We start from the raw sequence: 14,675 nt of genomic DNA, 5'->3' as shown, positions 1-14,675 counted from the left end.
GCACATCAGGAGGTTATATGAAACTAAACATCACGGCCAGGAACTTTGAAGTATCTGATGCAATTAAAGACTACGTAACAAAAAAACTTAAAAAATTGAAACATTTTGAACACTATGTCATAGACTCCAAAATGATTATGGAAAAGGACAAGGGAACGAGTATCATCGAGCTTACCCTGTCAGTAAAGCACTCATCGATTACCAGCCGCGTGAGCAATCCAGACATTTATATAGGCATTAACGATGTTGTGAGAAAGGTTGAACGCCAGCTCGATAAATACGAAGGAAAATTCCGCGAAAGAAAGAGATTGGCGCAGAAAACAAGAAGAAAATGAAATCCATAAACCTCAAGACGCTGTATGAAGAAAAAAAGGACGAGTTGTCTCTCGAAGTAATAACAGGCAAAGAATATCTTGAGAAGAAAGAAATAACCAGTTACGATATCTTTCGTCCTGGCCTCGCGCTCGCTGGTTATACCGGCTATTTCCTGAGCGATCGGATCATGATCATCGGTAAAACTGAAACATTTTACCTGAAGACCCTCAAAAAAGAGATCAAGAACCGCCGCATTGCCACCGTTATGAGACTTGGCACGCCGGTCGTCATAGTGACCAAGAAGCTTGCCATCGACAAGAAATTCATCGATGAAGCAAAACGCCGGAAAATTCCCATTCTGCGTACACCTAACTCAACAACACCCTTTATACATAGTCTCACCGCATACCTTGATTTCAAACTTGCCCCAACCGAATTCCTGCAGGGAACCCTCGTTGACATCTATGGAGTCGGGGTATTGTTCATGGGCAAGCCGGGTACAGGCAAGAGCGAATGCGCGCTCGATCTCGTTGAACGCGGACATCGCTTTGTGGCCGATGACTTGATCACGATAATCAGAAGGGGCGACATACTCATCGGGGCCGGCGCCGAGAAAAGCGACCGCCTCAAGCATCACATAGAAATCAGAGGTGTCGGTATCGTTGATATCTACAGGATATTCGGTGTAAAATCAGTTCGCCTCAAGAAGAGGATAGAGATAATAATCGAACTCGTTCTATGGGATGAAATAAAAGGTAATTTTGACCGTCTTGGTATTGAGAAAAAGAAAATGGAGATACTAGGCGTTGGGGTACCGCAAATCGTCATACCACTAAGTCCGGGAAAGAATATTTCGGTAATTGCTGAAGTAATTGCGATGAACTACCTTCTCGACCTGCGCGGGATCAGACCGGCGGAGGAGTATGATAGAGAACTCAAGAGAATCTTATCCGAACGCGAAATGCCTAGTGTTACCTTTGACGAGGATATAGAGTAAATGACGGTGATCAGAGGTATTATAGTAGGACACGGTAGTTTTTCTGAAACTATGCTCAAAACCGCCGAACAGATAGTCGGTAAGCAGGATCTTATGGAAGTGGTCTCCAACGCCGGGATGTCGTGTACTCTTCTGGACGAAAAGCTCGACAAAGTCGTTGGGCAAACTAACAAACACGAGACAATTGTTTTCGTCGATTTACCAGGGGGTAGCTGCACGATCAGCTGCTACAGTTTATTAAAGAATAGAGAAAACCTGAATGTCATATGTGGCATCAACCTTCCGATTCTCATTGAATTCTTCATGCTGAGAGAAAAATATCCAGCTGAGCAGCTGGTGCCCATCCTGGTCAAAAAAGGAAAAGAGAGCATATTTAAACTGGAGAAGAAATGAACGGAGAAAGAGAACTTTTAGGTGATGTTTTTGAACGAGCGGTGAGCAACTGGCCGGATAAACTTGCCTTGAAGAAAGGCGAAACGAGCTACACATACAGGCAACTGAAAGATGCCGTAGTCAGAATGAAGAACTACCTTCTTGAACTTGGTCTGCAGAAGGGTGATAAGTTCGCGGTCATGGGTGAAAACTCACCAGAATGGGCGATTGGATATCTAGGGATCGTAAGGGCTGGTTTGATCACGGTCCCGGTCGACCGTATGTCACAGGATGCCGAAATAATACACATTCTCACACGCAGTGAGTCAAAAGGTATAATAGTGTCCGAGACATATCTCGAAAAGATAAACGAGCTCAAAGGAGAGATAAAGAATATCAAACACATTATACCGATGGCCGATATAAAGAGGATATCACCCAAAAAGGACATCCAGGTGAAGGGCATTGACCCCAAAGGCCTGGCGGTCCTGATATTCACATCAGGCACAACAGGTACATCAAAAGCGGTCATGCTGAGCCACTATAATATAATGTGTAACATGAAATCGGTCGAGCGCTTCATCGAAATTAATGAGAAAGACACCCTTTGCTCGATCATCCCCATGCATCACACGTTTGAGGGAACAGCCGGTTTCCTCTTCCCGATTTTCCGCGGCGCAGCCATTTATTACCCGCCGAGTCTGAAACCAACCGATATTCTGGCTACGATGAAGGAATCCAATGTGAGCTGTCTCATAGCCGTGCCATTGCTCTTCGAGAAATTCGTCGGCGCACTTTACCGGAAGGTCGGCAGCGCATCTCTTACGAAGAAAATCATGTTCAACGCAATAAGCGGCATCGGGTCAGTAGTACCCTTCTTGCGCAAACCACTCTTTGCTAGCGTACGTAAAGAGATGGGACTCGGTAACCTGAGAATTGCGTGCGCTGGAGGCGCGGCGCTGACCGACAAAGTCGCCAAGGCATTACAGTTGCTCGCGGTCCCCATTCTACAGGGCTACGGTTTGACCGAATCGTCACCTGTGCTGTCGGTGAGTCCGTTGGAGAAACCAAACGTGAAATCAGTCGGCGTGGCGATACCGGATGTAGAGATCAAGATCGACGAACCGGACGAGAATGGCATCGGCGAGATAATCGCGCGCGGACCTAACATAATGCTCGGCTACTATAAAAACAAAGAAGCGACTGACGAAGTGTTGAAAAACGGGTGGCTGTATACCGGCGATCTGGGTTACATGGACGATGAAGGTTATATTTACATCACCGGCAGGAAAAAAAGTCTTATCGTGACGCAGACCGGCAAGAATATTCAGCCCGAAGAGATAGAAGCGAAATTGATAAAGAGTGAATGGATAACAGAAGTACTGGTCATACCCAGGATCGATCAGAAGACAAAGAAAGAACAGATATGCGCTCTCATCTTCCCGGACTACGAACGGTTGGAACAACACGGCATTGAAAAAGGAGTGGAGATGAGCGAACTGGATGTCGAGAATATATACAAGGAAATCGTACGCGAGGTCAATGAACAACTGCCCATCTACAAGAAGGTTACCGAGTTTGAAATCCGCGACGAAGAATTCCCGAAGACGAGTACGCAGAAGATCAAACGACATCTGTTCGTCGACCGCGGGGTACGCGTATAATTTAATAACAATATGAGTTAGAAGTAAAAAGTTGACGCAGTAACGGCCTGACTACAACCTTATCGCTGTAATCTATTTGTCATCACCGTCATCTATGCCGGGAGGCAGTCATTGCGAGGATTCGTGAGCTAGGCGAACGACAACGAAGCAGTCTTTATTTTAATTATTCGTGCTTTGATATTTGAATTTGTTCACCCTGCGGGCATTCTCGCACATACAATCAAATCAAAGATTCGAGTATCTGCGGAATAGAATTTCGTGCTTAGGATTTAGGATTTGGTCACTGAGAGGATTACAGAAAAGTCAACTATTGTTTCAAATGCATTAAAGAGAAGAACTTATGTACAATTAGAAGTGACCGCTACTCAGTGACCAGAAACACCTGGTCGTGTTCGTGTACGGGTGATTCGACTTTTATTCCTATGGCATCGCCCTTTTTTGCCTTTTCAATAGGATTGTGTTCGAGTTGTATAGATGTCACCTGCTGGGTGAAATCGCTTGTATGACCCTTTATATGTATTGTATCACCTACATTTAATTCACCGTCTGTTATTTCAATGATGCCTACACTGATCTTATTGAAATAATGTGTGATCTTGCCAATCAACTTCTCCATTTTTCCTCCTTCTACCCCATTTTAATTAACCGTTATTACATGTCAAGAACCAGAAACGCTATACGTCTTCCCCGCTGTTAAGTAATGGCTATTCTTCGAGCAAAGGAGGCGCAGCCGACTGCGTCGAGAAGCCGACCGCTCGACGCTGCACGCTGAACGCCTCATGCCCAACACCAACCAGAACTTAGCCATCCTCCCGGTCATTGCGAGTTCGCAGTGGGCGGACGCGGGGATCTCACCCACTCCGCCGTCATTGTGAGGAATGGAATGACGAAGCAATCTCCGCTTAAAAGGCAATCATCATAATCTTTTTTTTCATCGCTGTCATCGACGGCACGCCAACGGCGTGCAAGTAAATATAAACATCGCTGTAATCTTCTTTTGAATCAATATAATCAAAAGCCCTGCGGAAGAAGCTTCCACATGGCTTAATTGACAAAAACTCAAATACGACTATAATTACGCAGGAAAGGAGCGTATATGATTTTTGTCTCTATGTTGGACGTAATACCAGGCAAGGTGGATGAATTAAGGAAAATAATAAACACGATAAAAGTGCCAAAAGACATCAAAATACGCGAGTTTTTGAGTCTTTTTGGAAAACCTGATTATATTTTAACATTTGAAGCACCCAGTGAGGAAAAAGCGCTGTCGTTTATCCTCAAATTCGTATCGGTTGCAGTGCCTAAGACTTCACTCGGGATGCCGGTGGAAAGAAAATAATGCCAGATATCTACGGACAAATTGCCAAACGAGAAGGTATATCGGTTAAATACCTGAAGCAGGGTATCAAACGGGGACGCATCGTCCTCTTGAAAAACAAAATGCACAAGATCAAGCCCCTGGCAGTCGGCGAGGGCCTTACCACTAAAGTAAATGCGAATATCGGCACTTCGCCCGATGTCGCTGATCTTAAGGTCGAACTGAAGAAACTGGCAGCGTCAATAGAAGCCGGAGCTGATACTGTCATGGACCTTTCTACTGGGGGTGACATCGACAAGATCAGGCGGGCAATTATCAAGCGCTCAACAGTTCCCATCGGAACCGTACCTATCTACCAGGTAGCGATCGAAGCGCGGAAGAAACACAAGCCGTTCACCCAGGCATCGGTCGACGAGATATTCGAAGTCATTGAACGACATCTGGCTGACGGCGTCGATTTCATAACGGTGCACTGTGGTGTCACCAGAGAGAGTATCAAGGGAATGGACAGAAAACGGCGTGTGTGCGGCGTCGTGAGCCGCGGCGGCTCGATGATGATAGAATGGATGCAGCATAACAAGAAAGAGAACCCCTTATATGAATATTATGATCGGCTGCTAAATATCACCGAGAAATTCGATGCGACCTTGAGCCTCGGTGACGGGCTGAGACCCGGCGCGATCGCCGATGCAACCGATGAATACCAGATAAGGGAACTCATGGTCATCGGAGAATTGGTGAAAAGGGCCAAAAAAGCCAGAGTGAGCGTCATGGTTGAAGGACCCGGACATATACCGATAAACGAGATCGAAGCAAACATGCTACTCGAGAAGAATGTATGCGAAGGAGCACCTTTCTACGTCCTCGGGCCACTAGTGACCGACATTGGCGCCGGTTATGACCATATTGTTGCAGCGATCGGTGGAGCCCTTGCAGCATATCACGGCGCAGATTTTCTATGCTATGTCACGCCTTCGGAGCATTTGGGGCTGCCAAATATCGAGGAAGTAAAAGACGGTGTGATAGCGACCAAGCTTGCCGGACATGCGGCCGACATTGCCAGAGGCCTCAAACATGCTAAGAAGATCGACCTCGCAGTTTCCAGAGCAAGATACGATCTTAACTGGAAGAAATTGCTCACACTCCTGGCCGCGCCGGAAAAGGCTAAGAAGATCTACAAGCGCTCGCGCTCCAAGCTAAAAGATACGTGCACGATGTGCGGAGAATTCTGCGCGATGAAGAAAACGCGCGAAGTCTTGCGCAGGTCTCGTTAACACAAAATGGCTGACATTCTCATAGTCGAGGATAAAGAAAGCTTTGGGAAAATGCTCAAAGCCAGTCTGGAGGATGCCGGCATATCGGTCAACCTGGCAAAGGATGGCCGCCAGGCAATGCGTTTGTTCAAGAAGGAAAAATTCGAGATAGGCATCATCGACCTGAGACTTCCTGACATCGACGGTATTGACCTCCTGCGGGAACTTAAGAAATCAGATACCGACACGAAATTTTTGATCATGACCGCATTCGGTACGATCGAGCGCGCGGTCGAAGCCATGAAGCTCGGCGCTTATGATTTTCTGACTAAGCCATTTGACGTGGAACAGTTCATCGCTCTTATTCAAAGGATACTTGAAGAACAGCGGCGATACTATGAAAACATCTTGCTCAGGGATGAAACATCAAGGATACACGGCGCACCGGAAATAATCGGTAAGGGACCAGCGATCAAACACGTCGCACAACTACTCCAAAAAGCCGCGCCAACCGACACGACGGTAATGATCGTGGGCGAGTCTGGTACGGGTAAAGAATTATTTGCGCGCGCGTGTCACATGCTGTCGCCGCGAAAGGACAATCCTTTTGTCGCGATCAATTGCGCGGCAATACCACACCAGCTGATCGAGAACGAACTCTTTGGATCGGAAAAAGGCGCGTTCACCGGAGCTGTCTCCAAAAAAATAGGTAAATTTGAACTCGCCAACAAGGGAACGATATTTCTGGATGAAATAGGTGACCTTGATTTAGACCTACAGGCGAAACTCCTGCGTGTTCTTCAGGAGAGGAGTTTTGAAAGACTTGGCGGTGCCTATCTAATAAGCGTTGATGTCCGCATAATAGCCGCAACGAACCGTGATCTGATGAATCTGGTAAAAGAAAAGAAATTCCGTGAAGACCTCTATTATCGTCTGAGCGTTTTTCCTATTCGCGTTCCTCCGTTGCGTGAAAGAAAAGAAGACCTGAGGCTCCTGGTCGATCACATATTCAAGAAATTGCGGTCGGCTAAAAACATCTCACCCAGCGCAATCGAGAAATTGAAACGCTACGATTGGCCGGGTAATATCCGGGAACTCGAAAATACTATCGAACGTGCAAACATAATCGCAAAAAAAATAATACAGGCGGAAGATATATTACTTCCGGAAAGAAGAGTAACGCTGAGCAAGAAGGAATTGCCTAAGACCTTAAAGGCGGCGGCAAGTGCTGGACGCGCACTTGCCGAGGTAGAAGTAATAAAAAAAACCCTCGAGAAAACGCGTAACAACAAATCCGAAGCCGCTCGCCGCATCGGGGTGTCGTACAAGACACTGCTGAACAGGATCAAGAAATACCGCAAGAAGGGTTTGCTTTGAACAGACCCTTCAAATCCGAAATCCTAAACTCTAAACACTAAACAAATCTAAAATTCAAATTCTAAATGTTCCAAACTTATTTGGATTTTTCGATAATCGAACCAAAGATCTTCATCAACTCGGTAGCCTCCGCAATCAGAGATTCGCGTTCTCTTTCGTCTTCTCGTTTAGGCTGAACTAACTTCAGCCAATACCGTGATTCTTTTGATTCCTTGCGGCATATTTTTATCCGTACGACAAAATCCTTCCGGCTCAATGATTCATTAGCCTCGATGTAGTTGGCCCCTACGGACCCAGATGACCTCACAAGCTGTCTGCCTATTTCAATATTTGGTAACGTCTTTGGCAACCGATTAACCAGTGCAATGACGCGTTTCGCGAATAGCAACGTCCTTTCTTCCAAGTCGTAATGTTTTGAATTTCGCATTTTTGTCATTTGAAATTGTCTAGTATTTAGATATTAGTATTTAGAGTTTGTTTTCATGGCTTTGCCATGAAAATGCCGGGAGCCGGACTCGAACCGGCACTCTCATTGCTGAGAAGCGGATTTTAAGTCCGCTGCGTCTACCAAGTTCCGCCATCCCGGCTTATCAACAACAACAACTGCACAGCTAACATCATAATATCGCCTTACGGCGATCGGATTTCCCCTACGCTCCGCTCCGGGATGTACCATAAGTCCGCTATGTCTACCAGATTCCATCATCCCGGCTGACCAACCCCTCTCTCCTCTCCCTTGAAGCTGTGTCCGCCTCAGGAGGAGGAGAGAAATAAGGTGAGGGTGAAATCTTACACAATCAATACCTGCGTCAGATTATACAAGAAAATACGGAGCTGTCAACAAACCACCGCACGTCATTGCGAGGAGTCCCGTAATTTTTTCTTAGATAAAATGCGGGGTGACGCGGCAACCTCCGCTGCCAGCAAGTCATAATACTGAGATTGCTTCGTCCACCTGCGGCGTCCTCGCAATGACGTGAGACGGTAGTTTATATTTGCTGCCTTGCTCACAAATGATAGAGGTTTTTATGAGATTCATTGGGCCATTCTTGTCAATTTCGCAATTCGCAATCCCAATTTCGAAATGCTCCTAACGGCGTGTCATTCCCCGGCTTGCCTGTCCTCTGATTCATTCAGGGGAATCGGGGAATCCAGAGCATCTTTATACTTCTGGATCGTCCGGTCACGCCGGACGATGACAAAACCATGTAAGTCTATCTTCTCAGCTTCTTAACGTCTCAATTTCTTAGTTAGAAGAGAGGGCCGACCCCAAAATACTACGAGTTCAGGGATTTGACCCCACGTCACTGCATATTACATCTATTATTCCGGAGATTTCCCAGGAGCACTACCGTTTTCTTGTAACCAGTCTAACAGCGATTTTATGCTGGCTTTTGCAAGAGCAATGCTGCTATCCGCACATCCGTAGTATAGATTGAGCGTATCGCCATCCGGCAAAACCGTACACCCGCAGGAAAATGTTACGTTCGGCACATCTCCCTCGCGTTCATAGGGTGTTTCGGGTCCAAGGACCCATGTATTACCTCGCAGCAGGCATCGTTCTGGTTTATCAAGGTCAAAAAGGGCAAGACCCGATCGATACAAGCTTCCGCTTGCAGTTTGCCTTACACCATGATAAATCATGAGCCAACCTTTTGGCGTCTCGATCAGGGGTGGTGAAAGACCGATCTTGTCAGCATCCCACCAGGCACCACGCCGCGCCTTGAGAATTAACTGATGCCTGCCCCAGTGATAGAGGTCAGGTGAATAAGAAAGCCAGATATGATTCCCATATGTAGTCATCGGTCGGTGGATCAATAACCAATGACCATCAATTCGTCGTGGAAGGAGTGCCGCGTCTTTATCCGGAGGAAGCATGATGAAACCATATCGTTCGAATTGCTGAAAATTTCTTGTCAGAGCCAGCGAAACACCAGGCCCGCCTTTCGAATACGACGTGTAGGCAATTACATACTTATTCAATTCAGGGACATAGGTTATGCGCGGATCTTCGATACCCCAGATTTCCTCCGGATATTTCTCAGGGTCAGGCAGTAAAGTAGGTTGAGAATCGATCTGCCAGCAATCCATACCATTCTTCGAACGGGCAACGCAGAGGTGCGAATGTCCGCTTCGATCCTCAACGCGACACAGCAACAGCGTGATACCATCGGGCAATAGTATCGCCCCGGGATTGAAAACGCTGTTAACAGGATATGGCCAGTCCCGGGCAACGAGAATCGGGTTTTTGGGGTATCGCTGAAAAAGCATTTCGGTTTGGTTATGTGTCATAGTTCACTCCTGGTTTGGAATAGCCAAAAGATGTTCTGCCTGACGCATTTCGAGAAGCGATAGCAGAAAAGCCAAAGTTGACTCCGCGCCCTGGTTTTCATTGACCCGGTCCGAATGCAAGCTGTCGCAGCACCCGCCCGTCGTCGTATCGTATATTGGCAGACGGCCGTTATTACGACCCAGGAACCATTCAAAGGCGCGCTCCGCTTCTTTGTACCAGCGCTCATCGCCCGTGACCCGGTAGGCTTCGAGACAAGCAAGAATCATTCCGTAGGCTTCGATCGGTTGCTGGTCAAAGTGAGCTCGTTCACCACCGCGACGGTAGAAGCCGTTACTGCCAATGGGTTCGAAGTAACCTTCCCCGGACTGCTGGACTGTTGTCAGCCAATCAAGGGCTTTGAGTGCCACATCCTTCATGTCTTTATTCAACAGCCTATGTCCGCACAAAAACAAAGCATGAGGTATCTTGGCATTGGAGTAGGACAGGATGTCTTCAAACCATGGCCAATCCGGGGTGCTGTTGCGCTTGTACAAGTCCATAAGTTTTTCGACAAGAATCGCTTCGATATTTTGGGCCGTCCGATCTCCGGAAAACCGCTGCAGGTATTCATTGATGCCTATCAAGGTAAAAGCCCAGGCCCGCGGGCTGCTGAATTTTGATGATGCGGGTAGGGCGATGCTGAACAATTGACCAGCCACACTGCGCAGCTTCCGGGATTTCGAACGGGCTAATACTGACCCCAATGCCCATAGCGCACGTCCATGGCTGTCTTCGGAACCACAATCCTCCAACCAGCGGCGGTCGTAAGAAAGAAAGTTGCGAAACCGCCCAAGTCCTGGATTGAACGCATACATGAGGAAAGCCAGATAGCGGATAGCGAGTTTGTCAATCTTCGACTCGGTGTCTTGCATGATTTCTTCAAGCATTGTCGTCAGGACCAAAGCCCGGGCATTATCATCGGTCGTGTAGCCCTCATTATAATTGGGCACAATGGAGACAGAATGCTGGAGTATACCTGTATCATCCGTTAAAGCGAACAGATGGCTAAGGTTCAAAAGGGGCAAGTCGGGTGGTCGTTGACTCAATGTCTTGGCCACGAAAATGGCGTGCCGGCGCCGCATTCTCTCTTCATATGCACTCTCGAAGCATTTCAAATAACCTTTGGCAACTACCGGCCAGATCATTTCCCGCCCAAGGAGATAGCACCGTTTGCGCATCGCATGCCGTTGGACGCTGTTCTCAAGCAGGAAAATTACCTGAGCCGCAATCGCTTCGAAATCATTGAAAGGAACGAGCACACCCCGGTTATCATCGAGTAATTCCTGGGCATACCAGTAGGGAGTCGAGATTACCGGTTTCCCCGCTCCCACAACGTAAGCCAAAGTCCCCGAGACAATCTGTTCCGGGTTGACATAGGGTGTGATGTAGATATCGGTCGTACAGATGAACTTTACAAGTTCATCCAAACTCACGAAACGATTATGGAAGATGATTCCTTTTTTGACACCGCATTCTTCGGCCAGAAGTTCCAAAGAAAGGCGATAGGATTCACCCTCGTGTTTAAGGGTATGCGGATGCGTCACACCGACCACGACATAAACGATGTTGGGATACCGTTCTAGAACCGCCGGCAAAGCCTTGATCATATTTTCGATACCCTTGTTAGGAGACAGCAGTCCGAATGTAAGCAAAACAATCTTCCCCTCGACGCCAAATTGGTCTTTGTAGAAATTCGAGTCGACAAATGGAATATCCGGAATACCATGGGGGATTATCTCGATTTTCTCCTGAGGTGCTTTGTAGACGTCATGTAGAAACTCCGCGGCTTTCTGACTCATGACCACCAGCCGGTCAGACAGGCGAATCAATTCCAGCATCACCTTGCGCTGGTTCGGATCGGGCTTGCGGAGAACAGTATGGAGGGTTGTCACCAACGGCATACGCAATTCACGTAAGAGCGTGAGTATGTGACTCCCGGCAATACCCCCGAAGATGCCATACTCATGCTGCAGCGAGACAAGATCTATGTTATTAATGTTGAGGAAATCCGCAGTGCGCCGGTAAGAAACGATGTCGTTTTGGTTCACTTCAAAACGGACGCGCGGCGGATAGCTATACCCCCCTTCCACATCGTTAACTGCCAGGGCAAAGCATGTTAGTTTAGTAAATTCAGATGCGATCGATTCGCAAAGGTCAGTAGTGAAAGTTGCAATACCGCACTGACGCGGCAGATAGTTACCGATAAAGGCAATTCGCTTGAGACGTTTTCTTGCGGTTGACTTCACAGTAGCCTTCGGATCATCTTCGTCTCTGTTTTAGAGAACCTTCATGGAGAGCTGGTTGCAGTATGGCCAATCCTACAGACAATCTCTCTTCTGATGTACACGGAGAGGCCAAAAGGGTTTTCATGATGTATCAAGCGGAGCCACTACATCGGCGCTTGTGCAATTTTTTATTCATATCTCTTTATCAATATACTCATATCTACCACCCTGTCAATGGGAATCCTTGGGGACACGCATGCACTTTCGCACTTCCTGCTGGACAGATCCTAAAGACAAACACAGACTATTGAAATCTCCGTATGAACATAACAAGAATGAGTATCTCTTAGATTATGTACTGTGCAGTACAAATCCCTAATTCGACGTAATTTGGACATACACACGAACAAAAGTTTAAAAATTTATGCCTGTCCCCTTGATTTACCACTGTCTACAGCATATAATGAGTCTAACCAAGCAAAACATTATGATCAGAGTCGAGGAATTAGCCAGGAATTATAACGGCCTTTGGGCTGTGGACGGTGTCTCGTTCGATGTCAGAGAGAGCGAGATCTTTGGCTTCCTGGGACCCAACGGCGCCGGCAAAACAACGACCATCAAGATACTCTGCACGCTGATCAAACCTTCAAGAGGACAGGCATGGATCGCTGGTTTCAATGTACTCAAACAACCCACCGAGGTCCGTCGTTCGCTCGGCATTATATTCCAAGATCCAAGCCTTGATGACCGGCTGACCGCCTATGAAAATCTGAAATTTCACGCAATAATCTACAAGGTTCCGCGCAAAGAGAGACTTGCGCGCATCGATAGAGTGCTGCAGATGACCGAATTGGACGACCGGCGCAATGATCTTGTCCGGTATTTTTCAGGTGGAATGAAACGACGGCTGGAGATCGCAAGAGGATTGCTACACGAACCAAAGGTCTTGTTTCTGGACGAACCTACCCTGGGTCTTGACCCTCAAACCAGGAACAGGATCTGGCGGTATCTGCACGATTTGCGTCGCAGCAAGAAGATCACACTCTTCCTTACCACGCACTACATGGATGAAGCTGAAAATTGTGACCGCATCGCAGTGATCGATCATGGAAAGATCATCGCCCTGGATACGCCAGAGAAGCTTAAGCGGACGGTCAAAGGTGACATAGTAACCGTGCGCACGCAGGATGATAACCTTGCCGAAAAAGAACTGGGCGAGAAATATAGCGTTGTTATCAAACGCGATTCCTCGGGTCTGCACTTCGAAATGGATAGAGGTGAAGAATTCATTCCACAGCTGGTTAAGAATTTCAGAATTCCTATCACCGCCGTCAGCGTGCGCAGACCTACGCTGGACGATGTTTTCCTGAAACTCACCGGACGTGAGATAAGAGAAGAAACCGCTTCAGAGAAAGACCGGATGCGACAGCGAGTGAAACGGGTTGGAGGAATGCGCTGATGGACTGGAGCACGATCTACATGATATGGCTACGTGATTTAATAAGGTACGTGCGTCAGCGCAGCAGGCTTTACAGCTCAATAGCCCGCCCCATACTATGGCTTTTCATCCTGGGCAGTGGATTGCGCCCTTCTTTCGGAGCAATTCAAGGCTTCAACTACACGCAGTTTATTTTTCCGGGTATCATTGCCATGGCCCTCATATTCACTGCAATACAATCGGCGATCTCCATTATTTGGGACCGTGAGTTTGGATTTTTGAAAGAAATCCTGGTTGCGCCGGTTCCGCGCACTGCAATCGCACTGGGCAAGGCGCTTGCCGGCAGCACGCTATCAGTTATCCAGGGAACATTGATCCTTGTCTTCGCGCCGCTCGTTAAGGTGCCCATTGCCTGGTACAATATTCTACTGCTTATTCCCGCGATGTTCTTGATATCCTTTGCCCTGGTGGGCATCGGCATAATCATCGCAAGCCGCATGACTTCATTTGAAGGTTTTGGCACAATCATGAATTTTCTCGTGATGCCCATGTTCTTCCTCAGCGGCGCGATGTTCCCGGTGTCTGGCTTGCCTGCGTGGTTGAAGATCGTTGTATACATAAACCCTTTGACCTACGGTGTTGATCTCTTGCGTAAAATCGTACTCGGTATTGCCACCTTTCCGGCAGGACTGGACTGCGGTGTTCTTTGCCTGTTCGGCATCGCCGTCATATTCTTCGCCGTCCTGTTTTTCAACCGGGGCGAATACTAAACTCCTCCCCGGGGACAGGCATACACTTTTTACACTTTTCGTGGAGAAAGCCCGAAGAAGAACACAAACCGCCGATATCAGCACAAATGCAATCAGAATGAGTGTCTGTTAGATCAGTTAATACGTTATACAAAACCAAATTGCGCCGTAATTTGCACGCATATAGGCTCAAAAGTGTTAAAAGTGTATGCCTGTCCCTCATGAATAGACTTAAGCCTTGACAATTTGTTGAATTTTTGCTAATATCTTATAAACACATGTGAAAGGAGCTATTATGTCAAAATATACAATGTTTTTGATATGCATTATTGTGCCAGTGACCATGTTTGCTGGCATAATTGACAATAATTCCTATGTTAGTAATGGCGAGCTTATATTCGAGGTGCACAATGGATATGACCACGTTTCGATTCCGAATTACACCCATCTCGAAGAGCCGGGCCATCCGAAATTACCGGTGAAGTACTTATCGTTCGTGATCCCACCTGGTTCCAAGTTCGACCGTATAGAGATCCTTCGGGAAGAAGGCAAGTATCTGCCAGGCACGTTCAACATCTTCCCTTCCCAAGAACCGCAACCGATATCGGCTTCTCAACCCGGTGAATACACCCTAC

14 protein-coding genes and 1 tRNA gene are annotated in these 14,675 nt (G+C 47.2%); 10 read left to right on the top strand and 5 right to left on the bottom strand.

Translation table 11 applies throughout. The annotated features are described in order from the left end of the window. Positions 1–17: 17 nt before the first annotated feature. Genes raiA through OEV79_05700 form a run of 4 tightly spaced genes read left to right on the top strand, consistent with a single transcriptional unit; the run spans position 18 to position 3,348 of the window. Complete coding sequence (gene raiA / locus OEV79_05715; protein MDH4210926.1) at positions 18–335, top strand: ribosome-associated translation inhibitor RaiA; 318 nt, start codon at positions 18–20, stop codon at positions 333–335. Further along, positions 332–1,312 carry an HPr(Ser) kinase/phosphatase gene (hprK, locus tag OEV79_05710; GenBank protein MDH4210925.1) on the top strand — a complete coding sequence of 327 codons (981 nt, stop codon included), beginning with the start codon at positions 332–334 and terminating at the stop codon, positions 1,310–1,312. Before raiA ends, hprK begins: the two co-directional genes overlap by 4 nt. Continuing rightward, positions 1,313–1,705 (top strand): hypothetical protein, encoded by a 393-nt coding sequence (locus OEV79_05705; GenBank protein MDH4210924.1) that lies wholly within the window; start codon positions 1,313–1,315, stop codon positions 1,703–1,705. Continuing rightward, the gene (locus OEV79_05700) at positions 1,702–3,348 is read left to right on the top strand and encodes an AMP-binding protein (GenBank protein MDH4210923.1); all 1,647 of its coding nucleotides are present in this window, start codon (positions 1,702–1,704) and stop codon (positions 3,346–3,348) included. The genes OEV79_05705 and OEV79_05700 overlap by 4 nt, the downstream gene beginning before the upstream one ends. Positions 3,349–3,709: 361 nt before the next feature. Here OEV79_05700 and OEV79_05695 read toward each other — a convergent pair whose 3' ends face one another. Then, positions 3,710–3,964, bottom strand: a complete 255-nt coding sequence (locus tag OEV79_05695; GenBank protein ID MDH4210922.1) for a hypothetical protein — start codon at positions 3,962–3,964, stop codon at positions 3,710–3,712. A gap of 480 nt (positions 3,965–4,444) precedes the next feature. On the opposite strand from OEV79_05695, the gene OEV79_05690 reads away from it, so the two are divergent. From OEV79_05690 to OEV79_05680, 3 genes are read left to right on the top strand one after another with little or no spacing between them, the layout of a single operon-like run. After that, a complete protein-coding gene (locus OEV79_05690) occupies positions 4,445–4,687 on the top strand; it encodes a hypothetical protein (GenBank protein MDH4210921.1) in 243 nt (80 codons plus the stop codon). After that, positions 4,687–5,940, top strand: a complete 1,254-nt coding sequence (gene thiC / locus OEV79_05685; GenBank protein ID MDH4210920.1) for a phosphomethylpyrimidine synthase ThiC — start codon at positions 4,687–4,689, stop codon at positions 5,938–5,940. Before OEV79_05690 ends, thiC begins: the two co-directional genes overlap by 1 nt. A 6-nt stretch (positions 5,941–5,946) precedes the next feature. Continuing rightward, positions 5,947–7,296, top strand: a complete 1,350-nt coding sequence (locus tag OEV79_05680; GenBank protein ID MDH4210919.1) for a sigma-54 dependent transcriptional regulator — start codon at positions 5,947–5,949, stop codon at positions 7,294–7,296. 76 nt (positions 7,297–7,372) lie between these two features. Here the strand turns inward: OEV79_05680 and OEV79_05675 are convergent, their stop codons facing one another. The 4 genes from OEV79_05675 to OEV79_05660 all read right to left on the bottom strand — a co-directional run bounded on the left by OEV79_05675 (position 7,373) and on the right by OEV79_05660 (position 11,874). After that, a complete protein-coding gene (locus OEV79_05675) occupies positions 7,373–7,699 on the bottom strand; it encodes a four helix bundle protein (GenBank protein MDH4210918.1) in 327 nt (108 codons plus the stop codon). A 97-nt stretch (positions 7,700–7,796) separates the two neighbouring features. Continuing rightward, positions 7,797–7,883: transfer RNA gene (locus OEV79_05670), tRNA-Leu, on the bottom strand. Positions 7,884–8,619: 736 nt separating this feature from the next. Continuing rightward, positions 8,620–9,588 (bottom strand): glycosidase, encoded by a 969-nt coding sequence (locus OEV79_05665; protein MDH4210917.1) that lies wholly within the window; start codon positions 9,586–9,588, stop codon positions 8,620–8,622. A 3-nt stretch (positions 9,589–9,591) separates the two neighbouring features. Continuing rightward, positions 9,592–11,874: a glycosyltransferase gene (locus OEV79_05660; GenBank protein MDH4210916.1), complete on the bottom strand. Its 2,283-nt coding sequence runs from the start codon at positions 11,872–11,874 to the stop codon at positions 9,592–9,594. 442 nt (positions 11,875–12,316) lie between these two features. Between OEV79_05660 and OEV79_05655 the strand changes: the two genes are divergently transcribed. The 3 genes from OEV79_05655 to OEV79_05645 form a co-directional block, all read left to right on the top strand. Beyond that, positions 12,317–13,312: an ATP-binding cassette domain-containing protein gene (locus OEV79_05655; GenBank protein ID MDH4210915.1), complete on the top strand. Its 996-nt coding sequence runs from the start codon at positions 12,317–12,319 to the stop codon at positions 13,310–13,312. Next, positions 13,312–14,061, top strand: a complete 750-nt coding sequence (locus tag OEV79_05650; GenBank protein ID MDH4210914.1) for an ABC transporter permease — start codon at positions 13,312–13,314, stop codon at positions 14,059–14,061. Before OEV79_05655 ends, OEV79_05650 begins: the two co-directional genes overlap by 1 nt. Before the next feature lie 274 nt (positions 14,062–14,335). Further along, positions 14,336–14,675: hypothetical protein (locus tag OEV79_05645; protein MDH4210913.1), on the top strand; the 340-nt coding region annotated here is incomplete at its 3' end.

The sequence above is a fragment of the candidate division WOR-3 bacterium genome, assembly GCA_029858255.1.
Lineage (GTDB): Bacteria > Hydrothermota > Tepidihabitantia > SM23-42 > SM23-42 > SM23-42.
Note: the sequence above shows the minus strand (reverse complement) of the source record. Positions and strands in the feature narration are given on the sequence as shown.

Bases quoted from the DNA above. Each gene is read 5' to 3' on its own strand.
- OEV79_05705 (MDH4210924.1), top strand. From the start codon at position 1,313: ATGACGGTGATCAGAGGTATTATAGTAGGACACGGTAGTTTTTCTGAA.
- OEV79_05665 (MDH4210917.1), bottom strand. From the start codon at position 9,588: ATGACACATAACCAAACCGAAATGCTTTTTCAGCGATACCCCAAAAAC.
- thiC (MDH4210920.1), top strand. From the start codon at position 4,687: ATGCCAGATATCTACGGACAAATTGCCAAACGAGAAGGTATATCGGTT.
- OEV79_05695 (MDH4210922.1), bottom strand. From the start codon at position 3,964: ATGGAGAAGTTGATTGGCAAGATCACACATTATTTCAATAAGATCAGT.
- OEV79_05650 (MDH4210914.1), top strand. From the start codon at position 13,312: ATGGACTGGAGCACGATCTACATGATATGGCTACGTGATTTAATAAGG.
- OEV79_05655 (MDH4210915.1), top strand. From the start codon at position 12,317: ATGAGTCTAACCAAGCAAAACATTATGATCAGAGTCGAGGAATTAGCC.
- OEV79_05680 (MDH4210919.1), top strand. From the start codon at position 5,947: ATGGCTGACATTCTCATAGTCGAGGATAAAGAAAGCTTTGGGAAAATG.
- raiA (MDH4210926.1), top strand. From the start codon at position 18: ATGAAACTAAACATCACGGCCAGGAACTTTGAAGTATCTGATGCAATT.
- hprK (MDH4210925.1), top strand. From the start codon at position 332: ATGAAATCCATAAACCTCAAGACGCTGTATGAAGAAAAAAAGGACGAG.
- OEV79_05690 (MDH4210921.1), top strand. From the start codon at position 4,445: ATGATTTTTGTCTCTATGTTGGACGTAATACCAGGCAAGGTGGATGAA.
- OEV79_05700 (MDH4210923.1), top strand. From the start codon at position 1,702: ATGAACGGAGAAAGAGAACTTTTAGGTGATGTTTTTGAACGAGCGGTG.